Origin of the sequence: Paenibacillus sp. FSL E2-0177 (genome assembly GCF_037992975.1) — a bacterium.
Classification (GTDB): domain Bacteria; phylum Bacillota; class Bacilli; order Paenibacillales; family Paenibacillaceae; genus Paenibacillus_AQ; species Paenibacillus_AQ odorifer.
In genome coordinates this window covers 1,772,682-1,788,191 of record NZ_CP150307.1, presented here as the reverse complement: position 1 = coordinate 1,788,191, position 15,510 = coordinate 1,772,682, and the positions used below count along the sequence as shown (strand labels likewise).

Here is a 15,510-nt window from a genome sequence, read left to right as displayed (position 1 = left end):
CGTCCTCTTTACTTTTAAAGAGCTTCATTATTATGGCTTAGCTCTCTATAGCGGCTTGGGGTTATTCCCTCTTGTTTCTTAAAAATCCGGTTAAAATAGCTATGCTGATAACCCACCTGTTCAGCTACATCGTTAATTCGCAGCGAAGTATCACGCAGCAGCTCCTTGGCTTTATCAAGCCGTAATTCGGTCAGATAATCGATGAAATTTTTCCCGGTGACCCGTTTGAATGATTTACTCAGTAAAAATGGGCTGATTCCTGTATAATCCGCACATCCATCCAGCGAAATATTATCCATATAATGCTCATTGATATACATCATGGCATGCTCAATCGTCCGTTTGATTCCGGCATCAGAACGTTCACTCAGCTCCGTCAGATACGGTGCGACTACCTTTTCCTGAAACCAGGCAAGGATAAGCTTCGGCTCATGAATTTGCGACAGTGCCGCGTACAGATTAGCCCCTTTGAACAGTTGGTTTGGATGAATGCCTGAGACCATAATGGCGTGCTGAATACTGCCTAACAAATGAAGCATACCCTGCTGTACATCAATCACTTTTGCCCCATTGGCACACAGTGCCTCCAGAAATTCCTCCAACAGCCGGTAAGCCTCTTCCGCTTCTCCTGTGCGCAGGGCCTGAATCATTCCGCGCTCCAAAGTGAACGAATATTGCGGTTCTGGCGTACTTTGCCCCTCACGATCCAGTAGCTCCATATTAATAATCTGGTTCTCACCACCAAACTGGCGATAACTAGCGGCTTGCTTCGCAGCCTCGAACGCTAGCGGAATACCGGATATCCTTCCAACCGGTGCACTAAACGCCACTGTTACCCTCATTTTTAACATGCGATTAATCGTTCCTGTCAGTTCTTCGCTAAAGGCTTGCACCGCTTCCAGCGATGGATTCGCAACGGGTTCGATAAGAAGTAATCCCGCCGTGAGATCATGGAAATTGATAATATCAGCCTGTTTAAAGTGCTCGGCAGACAATTCTCCGATAATATTGACGGCGGCGAATGATACAAGACTTTCATCACCGTTGCGGAACTTCCCCTCCTGGCTGGAGATGCCTGTAAGCTGAATATAAAGAATAATATAATGACAATCCTCTACTTCCCACTTAAAGCGCCGCATCCGGCTTTGCAGATCCTGCTCAGAATAAGAATATAAATACCCCTGAAACAGCTGATGTAGAAAGCTTTCCTTCACATGTGGAAGCTGCTCGGAAAGAGTGTACTTCAGGGCATGGCTCTCCCCGTGCAAGTTCTGCCAATGCCGTTCAATCAGAATGAACTCATCCTCCCTACTCGCAGCCGCCGCTTGGTCAGGCAACAAAGTCTGCAGCAAACGTCCTATCGGTGAATAGATTTTACGGGAAGCAAACCAAGACAGAATCGCCGCCAGCAGCAAAGCACTAAAGCTTACTAAAAATATCAGTCTTGAAATGAAGACGACAGGTGAAGTTATGCTGGTTATCGGTGAAGCGGACACATAGAGCCAATCTGCGGAGAGTCGGGAAAACTCACCATAAGTCACTGCATATGTAGCCTTACCCCAGTCGAAGAGAAAAGAGGACTCAAGATTTGACTCATGGTTCGCGCCCCGTTCCACAATCTCATTATGCAATGCGGTAAGTAAGGGAGAATCCTCGGCACTGTCTCCAGCAGATACGTACAAATCCCCCTTCGTCTGCAGCAAAAATGTCTCGCCGCTATTATAAGGTGTCATAGTTCGTAGCATCGCAGCTACTTTCTCCGTATCCATGCGGAGCAAAAGAGCCCCGAAGGGCTTCAAGCTTCCGCCCGGAATATGATGGACAAGCGTTAATTCTTTGACATTTGGTTTATTGGGATCGAATGCCCACTGCGTCCAATAGGTGCTTTGTTCAGTATCAATCAATTTGTCATATTGACCAGAAACCATGCTGGAGTCAATCGTGCCATATTCGGGATTAAATAGTAATGGATGATCTCCTGATAGATAGAGTTCAACGTTACTCGTCATCGTGTTCGAGCCCTGCATCACTACGAGTGTCTTCGTAATATCCCAAGCCCGCTCATGATCCTGAATAAAATCAAGGCCATTCAAGCTGTAATCAAACTTGGGATCAAAAGCCCAATGTGCCAGCATCAGCTCCAGATTGGACAGCTGATCATCAATATTAGCCGCCCGCTGTTCAATCTGCCTGTTATGCATCTGCAGCAGCTCGCTCTCCAGACGTCCCCCTGCCATCCAGTAGACAAGCGCACCAATAATAAACCCCGGAATGGATGACACCACCAGCATAATGATCAGGTTTTTCCGATAATACCGGCCTTTACAGCCTGACCAGCCTTTTGTATAACGCTTCCATTTCGCCACATTTCTCATCACTATGCTCTCACCAGCCGAATCAGATAAATTTGAAGTGCAATCGAACCACATTCGTTTTGCTCCTCAGATCCTTTCCAGCCGGATAAAAGCACTAGGAAGGATCTAGTGGTCAGCCTTAGCGTATAATTCGTTCATTTCCTTAACTAAATCATCTCCACCTGTTTTTCTCCATACGTCAAATGCTGATTTCAATTCAGCTTCATCAATTTGTCCTACAATATACTTTATGCGTGCATCGTTAATTACATTGTCTAGTTGAGCACCCTTTTGCGAATATACTGTGGAAATAAAGGCCTCTGCTGGATTAACCACGATCGAAGCTTCATTTGCCTTTTGAACTTCAGTTTGTTTAAGACGCAGCGGCGTTTGTGCTACAGTCTTGGACTTATCCTCTGGAATATAGGCCAATATTTGGTTTAGACCTTCCACTTCTGACTCTACAAGTACAGTATCTTTGGAGCGTTCAATAAAACCATCCACCATAGTGTAGTGAGTACCTTCCAAACCAAAACCTAACATCGTTTGTAATTCCGGATTATTGATTTGATCTAGAAAAGCCAGTACCCGTTTCAGTTCTTCTTCGCTCTTCACAGATGATTTTGGAATAGCCAGCATGCCCGAGAAACCAGAGGTCGGCAATGTGTGTAGCTTGCCATCCGTACCTGTTACGCCCCCGCTTACATCTACATAATGTTTATCCGGTTCGTCTTTGCCTTCTTTTTCTAGCGCAGCGTGAATTTTATCATCCACCCGGGCGCCTGTATCGACCACATCGACGATTACTCCTGCCTTATTGTTCACGATCGGATCTGTCCATTTGGCACTGTCCATTACAGCGAAGTCGGAGTTGATCAATTTCTCATCATACAGCTTCTTCATGAACTTAAGCGCTTCCAAATATTCTGGATATTCATGCTCAGGCACCAGCTTGCCATCTTGCACGCCCCATTTATTCGGTGTTCCAAACCATAACTTAATGGTATCAAAACCGCTGGCCCACTGGCCGCTCCATTTGACAAGCACCATGCCATACGTATCCTCTTTACCATTGCCGTCTGGATCTTTTTCCTTGAACGCTTTCAGCATATTGTAGAAATCATCTACCGTCTGCGGTGTTTGCAGCCCCACCTTCTCTAACCAATCCTTGCGGAAAACCATACCGTTACGGCCGAGTACACGCCCCCGATAGATTCCGTAATTCTTCCCATCAATGGCCGAGTTTTTCAGAATAACCGGGTTCGCTTGGCTTAAATTCGGATAATCCTTAAGATAAGGCCCTACTTCCCAGAATGCACCCGATTTGGCAGCGTTCACAAAACTAGAAGCCTTAACATCCCCCACGTAGATAATAGTCGGCAGCTTCCCAGAAGCTAGCGTAATATTAAATTTATCTGCATAAGATGCGTTCGGGACCCACTCAAAGTGGATTTTTGTGTGGGTCTGTTTCTCCAGTTCAGCAGCAACCGGACTGCCATCCTTCGGATAATTTGTTTTGAATATCGGCAGCATGAGGGTCAGATCCAGCGGGGACTCGCTTTTCTCTTCTCCAGTATTACTACTCCCCTCACTTTTGCTGTTAGAACCTGCAGATTCATTACCTGAGCAACCTGCAACAACAGTTGTAACCATCATAGCCACAAGTAAAAGTAACAACCAGCGCTTCTTTTTTACCGAACGATTAGCTTCCATTATTATACCTCCAAATTGGAATAAGTTAAGTTTGCTATCCTTTAACAGAACCCAGCATCACCCCTTTAGCGAAATGTTTTTGCAGAAATGGGTACACACATAAAATAGGTAGAGTACCTACTACAATAACCGCCATTTTAATCGACTGCTCCGGTGGCTGCACAAAGCTCGGATCCATAGAACTCATATCGCCAGCCGCAGATTGGGACAACATTACGATCTGTCGCAGCATCACCTGCAAAGGCCATTTTGTCGGATCCGTAATGTAGAGCAGTGCCGAGAAGAAATTGTTCCAATGTCCCACAGCATAGAACAACGTAAATGTAGCGAGAACCGGTTTGGATAAAGGAAGGACTATCTTCCACAACAAGCCCAGCTCAGAACAACCATCAATACGCGCCGCTTCTTCCATTTCTATAGGCAGCTCCTGAAAAAAGTTTTTGACAATAATCAGGTTAAAGGCGCTAATTGCTCCCGGTAAAATAAGAGAATTGAGCGTATCCAGCAGATGCAGCTCCCGAATGACGAGATAGGTTGGAATCATTCCTCCACCAAACAGCATCGTAAAAATAACAAGGTTGAGTACCAAATTACGGCCCATCAGATATCGTTTTGCCATCGGATAAGCCATAGTTACCGTGAAGAATAAATTAACGACAGTTCCGATTACCGTAACATAAATAGAAACCCCTATACTGCGCATAATCGTATCTGTTGAAAAGATAAACCGGTAGGCGTCAAATGAAATCGTGGTCGGGATCAGGAATACGGCACGTTTAGTAATTTCCGCATCTGTAGCGAAGGAGCCCGAAACCACAAAGAGGAAAGGGAGAATCGCTACGATTCCGATAATCCCTAAAAATATATAATTGAATATATCAAATGCAGTTCCACCCGTACTCTTGTATTGTTTGGCCACGGCAAGCTTCTCCCTTCTCAATAAAGTCCAGATTCACCAAATTTTTTGGCGATCCAATTCGTTCCGAGCACAAGCGTCACACCGATTATTGATTTGAATAATCCAACAGCCGTGCTGTAACTAAAAGCTCCCTGGGTAATCCCCAGTGCGTATACATAGGTATCGAACACCTCACCTACTTCACGATTAAGAGCATTCATCATTAAATAAATTTGTTCAAAACCGTTATCCAAAATCGTTCCCATCCGAAGAATAAGTAAAATAACGATTGTACTGCGGATAGCAGGCAACGTAATATGCCAAATCTGCCGCCACCGGTTCGCACCATCTACTACCGCAGCCTCGTATTGCTCCACATCTACACCGGCCAGCGCTGCCAGGAATATAATCGTCCCCCAGCCGCACTCCTTCCAGATCGTCTGGAGAATAATCAATGGACGGAACCAGTCAGGATTAGCTAGAAAGTCTATTTTCCTGCCTGTAAACGTATACAAAAACTCATTTACAGTCCCGCCTTCCGTAGTTAGAAATACATAGCTCATACTGGCCACAATGACCATGGATATAAAGTGCGGAACATAAATCATCGTTTGTATCGTCTTTTTATAGAAGGAAAGCCGTATTTCGTTTAGAAGCAGTGCCAGAATAATCGGCGCCGGAAAAAAGAAAATCAAATTATAAAACGATAACAATAACGTATTGCGCAGCAGCATAAAGAAATCAGGATTCTGGAAAAAAACACGAAAATGCTCAAAACCTACCCATTCACTTTTCTGAAAACCAAGAAACGGCTGGTAATTCTTAAAAGCCAGCAGCACGCCCCACATCGGAACATATTTGAAAACAAGAAAATAAAGGACTCCAGGGAGCAGCAGAATATATAACCATTTATCACGTTTAAAACGTTTCCATCTTCTTACCCGGATATTTCGATAGGTCTGCGGCTTTGGCTGTTGTTCTGCAGTTCCCGGAACTGTTACGTGCTTCATCCTGTTCACCTCCATTTGTCATGTACAGCTCGCGATTACTGTAGCCATGGATTACTGCAATCACCCTTACTGCGACTCCTATTATGCTGCTAGTGATTTTTTCCAGCAATCGGACTTTTTTGAACGCTTTATATAAGCTAAAAATTCCATTTTATCTAAAAAGTCCAAACCGCGCAAAAGTTTACTATTGTCCGTAAGACATTAAGCACCTATGATTCCAAGTGATGAGTTCCAGCAAATGTTTGCCTTAAAGGAGGAACTGAATTGAAGAACAAGCTATACTACGGTGCTGCTTGGTATCCCGAGCTATGGAGTGAAGAGGTGCTTGAGCAGGACATCCTTCTAATGAAAGAAACGGGGATTAATATCGTACGAATCGGAGAATTCATTTGGTCTGCTTTGGAGCCAGAAGAAGATAAGATTGATATCGGCCCCGTCGTGAAATATATCGAAAGGTTACATAGAAACGGAATTGACACAGTAATGTGTACGCCGACACCTACACCCCCCATCTGGCTTACTCATGGACATCCTGAGCGCTGTTATGTGGATGAAAGCGGAACGGTAATGGGACATGGAGCACGGCAGCATATTTGTACCAACAATCCTTATTTTCGTAAGCGGGCTGCCATCATTACGGAGCATATTGCCAAGGAGACCGGAGCACTGCCGGGGTTAACCGCCTGGCAGCTCGATAACGAATTCAAAGCGCATGTGGCGGAGTGTATGTGTGAGACCTGTAAAGACTTATGGCATATCTGGTTGCAGCAGCGCTACAGCTCCATTGAAAGGTTGAATGAGGCATGGGGAACAGCCGTCTGGAGCCAAACTTATCAACGTTTTGATCAGGTGCCACAGCCAGGACCCGCACCTTTCCTCCACAATTCATCCCTGCGGACGATGTATCGCTTATTTTCAATGGAAAAGATCGCTGAATTCGCCGATGAGCAGGCTGATATTATCCGCCGCCACTCCACTGCGCCAATTACCCACAACAGCAGTGTCGCTTTTCATCTAGATAATGAGCGGCTATTTCAAAATCTCGACTTTGCTGCCTACGACACCTATGCCTCACAGGAAAATATGCATGCTTATCTGCTTAACTGTGATCTGTGGCGAAATTTCAAGCCGGGAAAAGATTTCTGGATAATGGAGACCGGACCCTCGTTTGCCGCATCTCTAGTCAGTTTTGGTGTGCCCCATCCGAATGGATATCTGAAAGCAGAAGCAGTTGCCGCCTATGCGCTGGGTGCAGGTGCATTTTGCTATTGGCTCTGGCGCCAGCATACTTCCGGAAGTGAACAAACACATAGCTCGATCCTTAGTGCCTGGGGAGAACCAGCTCTAGGGTACGTTAATGTGCTGGAGGCCAATCAAGCACGGCGGGAAATTGAACAAATTATGCTCTCCACCCGGCCCCTTCGGGCAGATGTTGCGATCACCTATTCGGACAGAACCAAAGCTTATCTCGCAACTGAACCTCATCGGAAGCTAAATTATCGTAGTCTGCTGGGCGATTTCTACAAAAGAATTCTTCATATGGGCATTCACAGGGATCTGCTGCCCGAAGGCGGAGACTTAACCGGATACAAGCTGTTATTCACTCCATTCGTACATTATTTGTCCCCCGAGTATGTGCAAAGTGCCCTGGCCTTCACAGCAGCTGGCGGGATTTGGATTGTCGGTCCTCTTACCGGAGGACGAACGAAGGAGCATACCCTTCATACGAATGCCGGACTTGGGGAATTGGAGCGGTTAGCAGGCGTCAAAACTAAGTTTACCTATCCGCTGGAATCAACAGGCACGATTGGACACGCTTTTGGGGTATCTGCTCCCTTGTCCTTGTGGAGTTCTGTTTTTGAACCCGTTTCAGAGTCCGTTTCCAGTATCGGAATGATTACGGAAGGGGTGACGCCGGGGTTGTCCTTCCTGACGGAGCAGCCTTACGGACAAGGCACTATTGTTATGCTGGGTTCAATGCCTGCCGGTGAAGAAGGCGACCTAATGTTATATAAACTCATTGATCATTATGCAGAACGTGCTGGTGTTACCCTACGCAGTGATGTCACTAAGGGAACCCTTGTCTGCCCTAGAAGCGATGACCAGGCTGCCGAAGTCTGGACCCTTGTAAATATGGATGGACACGGGGGAAGTCTCACACTCCCGCGGGACGGACATGATGTTCTCTCAGGCAAATCCGTGGCCTGCGGCCCCCTCTCCCTTGGTGCATATGAGTACCGAGTAATCCGGTTATAAATACTTATCCTTGCAGCATAAAAAGCCGCTAACTCCTTGGTCACCCAAGCGGTTAGCGGCTTCATTTCCGTTATTTCAACTTTTTATAACGCCTTTTTTAAGAATAACGTTCCCATACAACGCTTCCTCACCTGTAACTATCACTGCATAACTTTGCTTAGAACGGTTATAGAAATCAAAACGTTCCTCATGTTTAATCGTGGCTTCAGCATCATGTTTGGCGATGATAGTCTCGTATGTGGTCCAAATGACCGGCACAGTTGGATCTCCTGCAACCACTGCCATAAAAGCCACCTGTTGCTCTGCGTAATGATCCAGAGGTAACAACTCTAAGATGGCATCCAGCAGTTCAGGAATACCGATGCCATCATATCTCAGTACCCTCGGATTCAACGAATGTCCGGGATAATTCGCATCAGCCAATACAAGCTCATCCCCATGACCCATCTCCATCAGAATGCGTACCAGCTCCGGAGACAGCAGCTTAGGAATTCCTTTTAACATAAGGCACCTCTTTACTTCCCATAAAATGATCGCAACGCTACCAGCTCATCAATCCGATGCTGCGGCAATTCTCTCTCCCCGCCAATCATCCGGGTAATGAAGGTGAGCTTGGCGGTATACTCAAGCCGCTCCATATTCAGATATGCTTCCATAACATCTTCTCCCCAAGTAAGGGCTCCGTGATTCTCTAGCAGAACTGCAGTTTTTTTGCCCAGGAAAGGCATCAGTGAATCTGGAATTTCTTCCGTCGATGGTGTTCCATATTCCGCCAACGGAATATCTCCGATCATAATCACCGACTCTGGCATCATCATCTTGTCGAGCGCCTCACCTTTTATGGCAAATGCAGTAGCATACGGGGGATGTGCATGGACCACACCCTTCATCTCTGGCAGCTCATTATAAATTCTTAGATGCATTTTTGCTTCAGTTGAGGGTCTGTAGCCTTCAGCTGCTTCAAGGACTTCACCTTGCAGATTCACTTTTACAAGCATATGAGGCTCTAAATATCCCTTACTCACCGCTCTGGGGGTAGTCAGAATTACATTCTCTGATAAACGAGCAGAAATATTCCCATCATTAGCCGCGATAAAATCTTTATTAAACAGGTTTCTCCCGATATCACAAATCTGCAAACGTAATTTTTGTTCTAAGGTATCCATAGGGTTTCTCTCCTCGTATCCTATTTTTCACAAACCTTCACCAAAGAAGGCAGATATGTCTTAAAGGCAAAAGAACTTTCCACTACCTGCTTGCCCCCGTAGATTTCCAGTTCCCCTAGGGCAGCCAGTTGAATAATTATATTGCCAATTGCACTGGCTTCCACAGGCCCTGCTACAACTTTTCTCCCCGTAATATTAGCGGTAAGCTGACAGAGCAGTTCATTCTGAATCCCACCACCGACCATATGAATGATATTGATTTTTTTGCCGGTGATCTCTTCCATTTCGTCAATCGTATGGCGATAGGACTCTGCTAAGCTCTCAAGTATGACGCGTATAATCTCAGCTTTCGTATAAGGGGCTTGCTGGCCTGTTCGTTCGCAATATTCTCTAATCCGTTGGGTCATCACACCGGGTGTACTGAACAGCTCGTCATTCGGATTAATAATTGCTGGAGCATGATTTATGGTTTCGGCTAGCTCAACCATTTGGCCTTGGCTGACGTATTTTCCCGCTTCGGCCCAATTCCTTTGCAGCTCCTGCAAAATCCATAGTCCCGTTATATTTTTGAGCAAACGATTAGATTGGCCGTAACACTGCTCATTTGTGAATCCGTATTCATAGCTTTTGTCTGTAATGACAGCTTTAGGCGTCTCCATGCCCACTAACGACCATGTACCACAGCTAATAAATGCTGCATCTTCCTTTAGAGAATAAGGAATAGAAGCTACTGCTGAAGCCGTATCATGAGAAGCGCCCGCAATTACCTCCATTGAACCTACGCTAAGCTCCTCTTGAATTACCGGAAGGATAGAACCAATAACCGTTCCCGCTTGAACCCGTTGTGGCACTATACCAACCGGGATATTAAGCCTGCTGAATACTTCAGTGGAGACTTCACCAGATACAGCGTCCATTAAGCCACTTGTACTCCAAATCGTGCTTTCTGCTGCCGCGATACCAGAGAATAAATAGTGGAACAGGTCTGGCATCATTAAAATAGTATCTGCGATCTCTAGCAGAGAATCATTATCCTGAAAATCAGCAAACAGCTGATAAACCGTATTAATCAAGCTCGGTTGAATACCTGTAATGCTAAATTGCTCCCTTGGTGGAAGCAGCGCCTCCAACCCTAGACGATGACTTCCCATTCTCCTATCCCTATAATGATGGGGGGAATAGAGCAACATCCCTCTTTTATCAATAAAACCGTAATCGACTCCCCACGTATCCACGCTTAGAGACCTCAATTTTCCATGCGCCCTATAAGCTCTCTGGATTCCTTTTTTCATTTCGTGGAAGAGCTTCAAAACATCCCAATACAAATGCCCGCCAACATACACCGGCGTATTAGCAAACCGATGAATTTCTTCTATGCGAAGGGTGTTACCGTCATACAATCCCAACATCACTCTTCCGGAACTGGCGCCAAGATCCATAGCCAGAAGCTTAATCGTATCACCCATTTCAAGCACACCTGCTCCACAAGAAGATTTTAATATAGCGGTCCGAAATTCTGACAGGCTCTGTAATCTGCTCCTTCCAGATTCTCCGTCCCAAATAACGACCACACCCGTGGTCTGAAAATACGTGATTCCTCAACGTTATGCATACTTACTGGAATGCGTAAAATCGACGCCAGCGTAATCAGATCCGCCCCGATATGGCCATAACTGATCGCCCCATGATTCGCGCCCCAATTATTCATGACATCATATACCGATTGGAATGAACCACTGTTAGTTAGCTTAGGAGCGAACCAGGTCGTCGGCCATGTCGGATCTGTTCTTTGATCCAAAGTATGATGAACCTCTTCAGGCAGCTCTACAGTGTAACCTTCAACAAGCTGAAGAACAGGTCCAAGCCCCTTCACCAGGTTCAAACGAGCCATAGTAACCGGCATTCCGCCTTGGGTTAAATAATCGGTAGAGAAGCCGCCTCCCCGGAAATATTCTTGAGAAGCTGGCCGGAATTGTGTATTGCTTAGACAAGCCTCAGCCTCTTCGTCTGTAATCTCCCAAAAAGGTTTGATTGCAGGCTTACCCTCTATCCTTTGCTCACCTGTACCATCAAGCGCTGCCGAACCAGAGTTGATCAGATGCAGTATTCCGTGAGCTGCTTCTCCCTCCAATTGATGACCCGTCACTCGCTTCACAGCATCGGGACTCCAGAAGGTTCGGACATCCGCAAAGATTTGTGCTGTATTCGTAAGCAAATAATTGAACAGCATCGTTACCCCATTCAAGCTGTCATTCTCTGTCGCTACGAGATAAGGTGCACGTTTGCCGTTCCAGTCAAAAGAAGAATTCAACATCGTCTCCATGAAATCGCCGTTAGGGAAATGGTCCGTCCATTGTCTCTGGCCTTGGAAACCGCCAACAATTGCATTGTGGCCGTTAGCTTCCTCCTCAAAACCAAGCTCAGCGAGAACCGGATTGCCGATCATCAGGTCGCGGGCGATCAATGTCATTTTCACACAGGTCTCCCACTGCTTCTCTTTCTCTTCTGCACTGATTTGCAGATGCGGCGGATTATTATCGGCGCCAACTTGGCAGTTTTCTTTAGTCCACGCTAGCGCACGCTTAAATTCCTCTTTATCATAAATCTCTTCTTCAAAGCGCCGGACATATTCAGACATATCTATATATTCATTGCGCATGCCCAGATACTCTTGGAAAAACTGTTCATTCACAATGGAACCCGCAATCCCCATCGAAACAGAACCCATAGATAAATATGATTTCCCCTTCATTTGAGCAACTGCTAAGCCTGCTCTAGCAAACTGCAGCAATTTAGACTGCACATCCGCTGGAATCTCTTCACTGCTAGACTCTTGAACATCTTCACCATAGATACCAAACGCAGGAATTCCCTTTTGAGCATACGCCGAGAGAACAGCAGCTAGATACACAGCACCCGGCCGTTCCGTTCCGTTAAATCCCCACACGGCATGCGGAATGGATGTATCCATATCCATTGTCTCTGAGCCATAACACCAGCAAGGCGTCACGGTGATCGACACCCCTACGTTAGCCCCGGAGAATTTCTGAGCCGCAGCAGCAGCTTCTTTAACTCCACCGATCGTAGAATCGGCGATGATGCACTCTACAGGACTCCCATTCGGATACCTTAAATTCGCTTCAATAAACTTAGCCACCCGCTGAGCCATGCCCATCGTTTGCTCTTCCAGTGATTCACGAACGCCTCTTCTTCTGCCATCAATGGTTGGGCGGATACCAATTTTCGGATAGTTTTCTATCAATGCCGTTCCTCCTCAAGATCATCTTAGAGTCATCGTTAATAGATCTATTTCTCCTTCATCATAAAATCTGCAAGCGCTTTAGTCAACACAAAACAACATATTACCTAAACAAAAGTGTGGTTTTATGTGATATAATTATTATATATTGTGGTTTTATGTGAATATGTAATTATTTTTAGATTTAAACAACAATGTAGTACACTAGAAAGCAGACGATTTATATATAAAGGTGAGTGAATGAATGAAAGCATTTGAACGACGGGATCTAATTATTAAAGAGCTTTACAGACAGAAGAAGGTCCATGTCGCAGAGCTAGCGCAAAAATTCAACGTCTCGGAAGAGACCATTCGGCGGGATCTAGATAAACTGGACAAAGAAGGTCTTGCCAAAAAAAATTATGGTGGGGCCATTCTCAACGCCCATACCAATGAAGATCCTTCCTACATCAGCAGACATCAGGTCAATATTGAAGCGAAGCGAATCATAGCCGATAATGTACTGCAATTAATCAATGATGGAGACAGCTTGGTGACAGATACGAGCTCAACGGTGTTTGAAGCCTTGCGTAGAATTATTGAGGAGAAAAACAATCTGACAATTATTACGAACTCTCTGGTGGTATTATCCGAATTTCAACACTCCGGTCAAAAGCTGATTTCCACAGGTGGCATTTTAGGTCCCGAGACCAGCTCCTTTGTTGGAAATACCGCTTCACAGACGATTCGAAAATATAATGTGGATGTAGCTATATTCAGCTGTAAAGCATTGTCCATGACAGGCGGGCTAAGTGATTCAAATGAAGAAGAAAGTGAACTGAAGGTGCTTATGCAGCAGCAGGCAAATAAAGTGGTTCTGCTCGTAGATCACTCCAAATTTGACCGGACTGCGTTCATTAAGTTGTTCAGCTTTGATAGAGTGGATTATATCGTTACAGATCAGAAGCCTTCTGAGGAATGGACCGATTTCTTAAATAATTACCATGTATCTCTTATCTATGCGCCCGCTGAGTGATCAGCAGGTGCATAGATAAAGAGAGATAATAACTTTATAACTTAGTTGTTTAAAAGACCACTTTCCAAGACGACCTTCAGCCATTCCCCAGCAATCAGATCATGCCCGGCAGTCGTCGGATGAACACCATCCCAAAGCCAGTAGGCTGCTTCTGCTCTCTCCACAGCTGCATTGAAAGCATCCTGTAAAGGTACATAGACCGTATCAAATTGCTCAGACAGCTGCTTAACCACTCCCTGATAATGTGTAATCTTCGCTTCCCATTCTGCCCACTGTTCAGCTGGAGCTCCGGTATTTAAAATAAAAGGCTCACATAAAACCAGCTTCGTATGTGGCAGAACTTCACGTGTTTCTTCAAGTACATGACGGTAAGCGCGTTCAAAACGGTCCGTAACTCCACTTGGTTCCCCTTTCATCATTCTCCAAATATCGTTAACCCCAATCAATATACTAATGATGTCAGGCTGCAAGCTAATTGCATCTTCATTCCAGCGTGCATATAAATCGGAGATTCGATCTCCACTCACTCCGCGGTTATAGAATACCAGATTCTCTTCTGCCCGCTCATTCCCTAGCTTGCCACCGATGATATACGCATAGCTATGTCCAAGAATATGATTCGGGTCTTCATCACGACCCCGATTCCCATCCGTAATGGAGTCACCCTGAAATAAGATCACTTTTGATTTTTTAGTAGCTGGATTAGTCATTGAATCTTTCATCTCCTTGATTACTAGTATATTAATCATTCAACTTGAATGTCTCCTATAATACAAGTAAAGTTATCATATAGAATACAAGGAGGAAAGAGAAAAATGAAATATAGAAGACTAGGCAATTCAGGGCTCAAAATCAGTGAGATCGGACTAGGCAGTTGGCTTACATATGGAACAGCAGCAGAGCAAAAGGCAGCCGATGCTTGTATCAGCAAAGCTTTTGAATGCGGTATCAATTTCTTTGATACGGCTAATGCATATAACCGTGGTGAAGGCGAAAAAGCGATGGGTGCTGCTCTACGCTCCTATGAAAGATCATCTTATGTGCTAAGTACAAAGGTCTTTTTCCCCATGGGAGACGATGTTAATAACCGTGGTTTGTCCCGGAAGCATATTATGGAGCAATGTGAAGCCAGCCTCCGCCGCTTAGGCACCGATTATATTGATGTATATTTTTGTCATCGCTTTGATACAGAGACCCCTGTAGAGGAGACTCTACGCGCGCTGGATGATCTGACGGCTCAAGGTAAGATTCTCTACTCCGCTGTTAGCGAATGGAGCGCAGCCCAAATCTCCAATGCTGCTGGTATCAGCCGCAGACTGAACCTGCGTCCACTGATCTCGAATCAACCCATCTATAATATGTTCGAACGTTATATTGAAGACGAGGTCCTTGAAGTATCCCAGCGTGAAGGGCTGGGCCAAGTGGTCTTCTCTCCTCTAGCGCAAGGAATTCTGACTGGCAAATATAAACCGGGGCAACAACCTCCAGCAGGAACCCGTGCAGCGGATAATTCAGTTAATGGTGTGATCTCCAGCTACCTCCGTGATGATGTGTTGTCTGTGGTTGGACAGCTGGATGAACTCGCTCACAGTTTAGACCTGAAGCTTTCGCAATTGGCATTGGCATGGATTCTACGCCAGCCTGGTGTAAGTTCAGCATTAATTGGTGCCAGTAAACCAGAGCAAGTTGCAGAAAATGCCAAAGCTGTAGATACGGTACTCTCCGCAGATACTTTACAGCAAATCGAGGAGATTCTTAAGCCGGTAGCTGATTTTGCTCCTGCAAGATAACCTATTGCGCACTTGCCATATAGTACACAAAAGAGGTTGTGCCAAAAGC

At 45.4% G+C, this 15,510-nt stretch carries 12 protein-coding genes; 3 read left to right on the top strand and 9 right to left on the bottom strand.

Features of this window, described 5'->3' with window-relative positions:
- Nucleotides 1-14: 14 nt before the first annotated feature.
- The 4 genes from MHI25_RS07950 to MHI25_RS07935 are packed head-to-tail and all read right to left on the bottom strand — an operon-like array spanning nucleotide 15 to nucleotide 5,975.
- Complete coding sequence (locus tag MHI25_RS07950) at nucleotides 15-2,429, bottom strand: helix-turn-helix domain-containing protein (protein ID WP_340395215.1); 2,415 nt, start codon at nucleotides 2,427-2,429, stop codon at nucleotides 15-17.
- A gap of 51 nt (nucleotides 2,430-2,480) precedes the next feature.
- Nucleotides 2,481-4,067: an extracellular solute-binding protein gene (locus MHI25_RS07945; protein WP_076138302.1), complete on the bottom strand. Its 1,587-nt coding sequence runs from the start codon at nucleotides 4,065-4,067 to the stop codon at nucleotides 2,481-2,483.
- Between the two features lie 34 nt (nucleotides 4,068-4,101).
- Nucleotides 4,102-4,986, bottom strand: coding sequence for a carbohydrate ABC transporter permease (locus tag MHI25_RS07940; protein WP_076130713.1), 885 nt, complete (start codon nucleotides 4,984-4,986; stop codon nucleotides 4,102-4,104).
- Between the two features lie 17 nt (nucleotides 4,987-5,003).
- Nucleotides 5,004-5,975, bottom strand: coding sequence for a sugar ABC transporter permease (locus MHI25_RS07935; protein WP_036675672.1), 972 nt, complete (start codon nucleotides 5,973-5,975; stop codon nucleotides 5,004-5,006).
- 264 nt (nucleotides 5,976-6,239) lie between these two features.
- On the opposite strand from MHI25_RS07935, the gene MHI25_RS07930 reads away from it, so the two are divergent.
- Complete coding sequence (locus MHI25_RS07930; protein WP_076280516.1) at nucleotides 6,240-8,231, top strand: beta-galactosidase; 1,992 nt, start codon at nucleotides 6,240-6,242, stop codon at nucleotides 8,229-8,231.
- A 75-nt stretch (nucleotides 8,232-8,306) separates the two neighbouring features.
- Here MHI25_RS07930 and fucU read toward each other — a convergent pair whose 3' ends face one another.
- The 4 genes from fucU to MHI25_RS07910 are packed head-to-tail and all read right to left on the bottom strand — an operon-like array spanning nucleotide 8,307 to nucleotide 12,659.
- Entirely contained in the window at nucleotides 8,307-8,735 is a 429-nt protein-coding gene (gene fucU / locus MHI25_RS07925) for an L-fucose mutarotase (protein WP_076277110.1), read from the bottom strand.
- An 11-nt stretch (nucleotides 8,736-8,746) separates the two neighbouring features.
- Nucleotides 8,747-9,397 carry a class II aldolase/adducin family protein gene (locus MHI25_RS07920; protein ID WP_038569477.1) on the bottom strand — a complete coding sequence of 217 codons (651 nt, stop codon included), beginning with the start codon at nucleotides 9,395-9,397 and terminating at the stop codon, nucleotides 8,747-8,749.
- Nucleotides 9,398-9,417: 20 nt separating this feature from the next.
- On the bottom strand, nucleotides 9,418-10,863 hold the full coding sequence (locus tag MHI25_RS07915; protein WP_340395214.1) for a rhamnulokinase family protein: 1,446 nt from the start codon (nucleotides 10,861-10,863) through the stop codon (nucleotides 9,418-9,420).
- Between the two features lie 29 nt (nucleotides 10,864-10,892).
- A complete protein-coding gene (locus MHI25_RS07910; RefSeq protein ID WP_076277111.1) occupies nucleotides 10,893-12,659 on the bottom strand; it encodes an L-fucose isomerase in 1,767 nt (588 codons plus the stop codon).
- Nucleotides 12,660-12,900: 241 nt separating this feature from the next.
- Here MHI25_RS07910 and MHI25_RS07905 point away from each other — a divergent pair, with 241 nt between their 5' ends.
- A complete protein-coding gene (locus MHI25_RS07905) occupies nucleotides 12,901-13,671 on the top strand; it encodes a DeoR/GlpR family DNA-binding transcription regulator (protein ID WP_076130709.1) in 771 nt (256 codons plus the stop codon).
- Between the two features lie 41 nt (nucleotides 13,672-13,712).
- Here MHI25_RS07905 and MHI25_RS07900 read toward each other — a convergent pair whose 3' ends face one another.
- Nucleotides 13,713-14,420 (bottom strand): SGNH/GDSL hydrolase family protein, encoded by a 708-nt coding sequence (locus tag MHI25_RS07900; RefSeq protein WP_076220130.1) that lies wholly within the window; start codon nucleotides 14,418-14,420, stop codon nucleotides 13,713-13,715.
- Between the two features lie 66 nt (nucleotides 14,421-14,486).
- On the opposite strand from MHI25_RS07900, the gene MHI25_RS07895 reads away from it, so the two are divergent.
- A complete protein-coding gene (locus MHI25_RS07895) occupies nucleotides 14,487-15,461 on the top strand; it encodes an aldo/keto reductase family protein (RefSeq protein ID WP_076280513.1) in 975 nt (324 codons plus the stop codon).
- The last annotated feature ends 49 nt before the right edge of the window (nucleotides 15,462-15,510 follow it).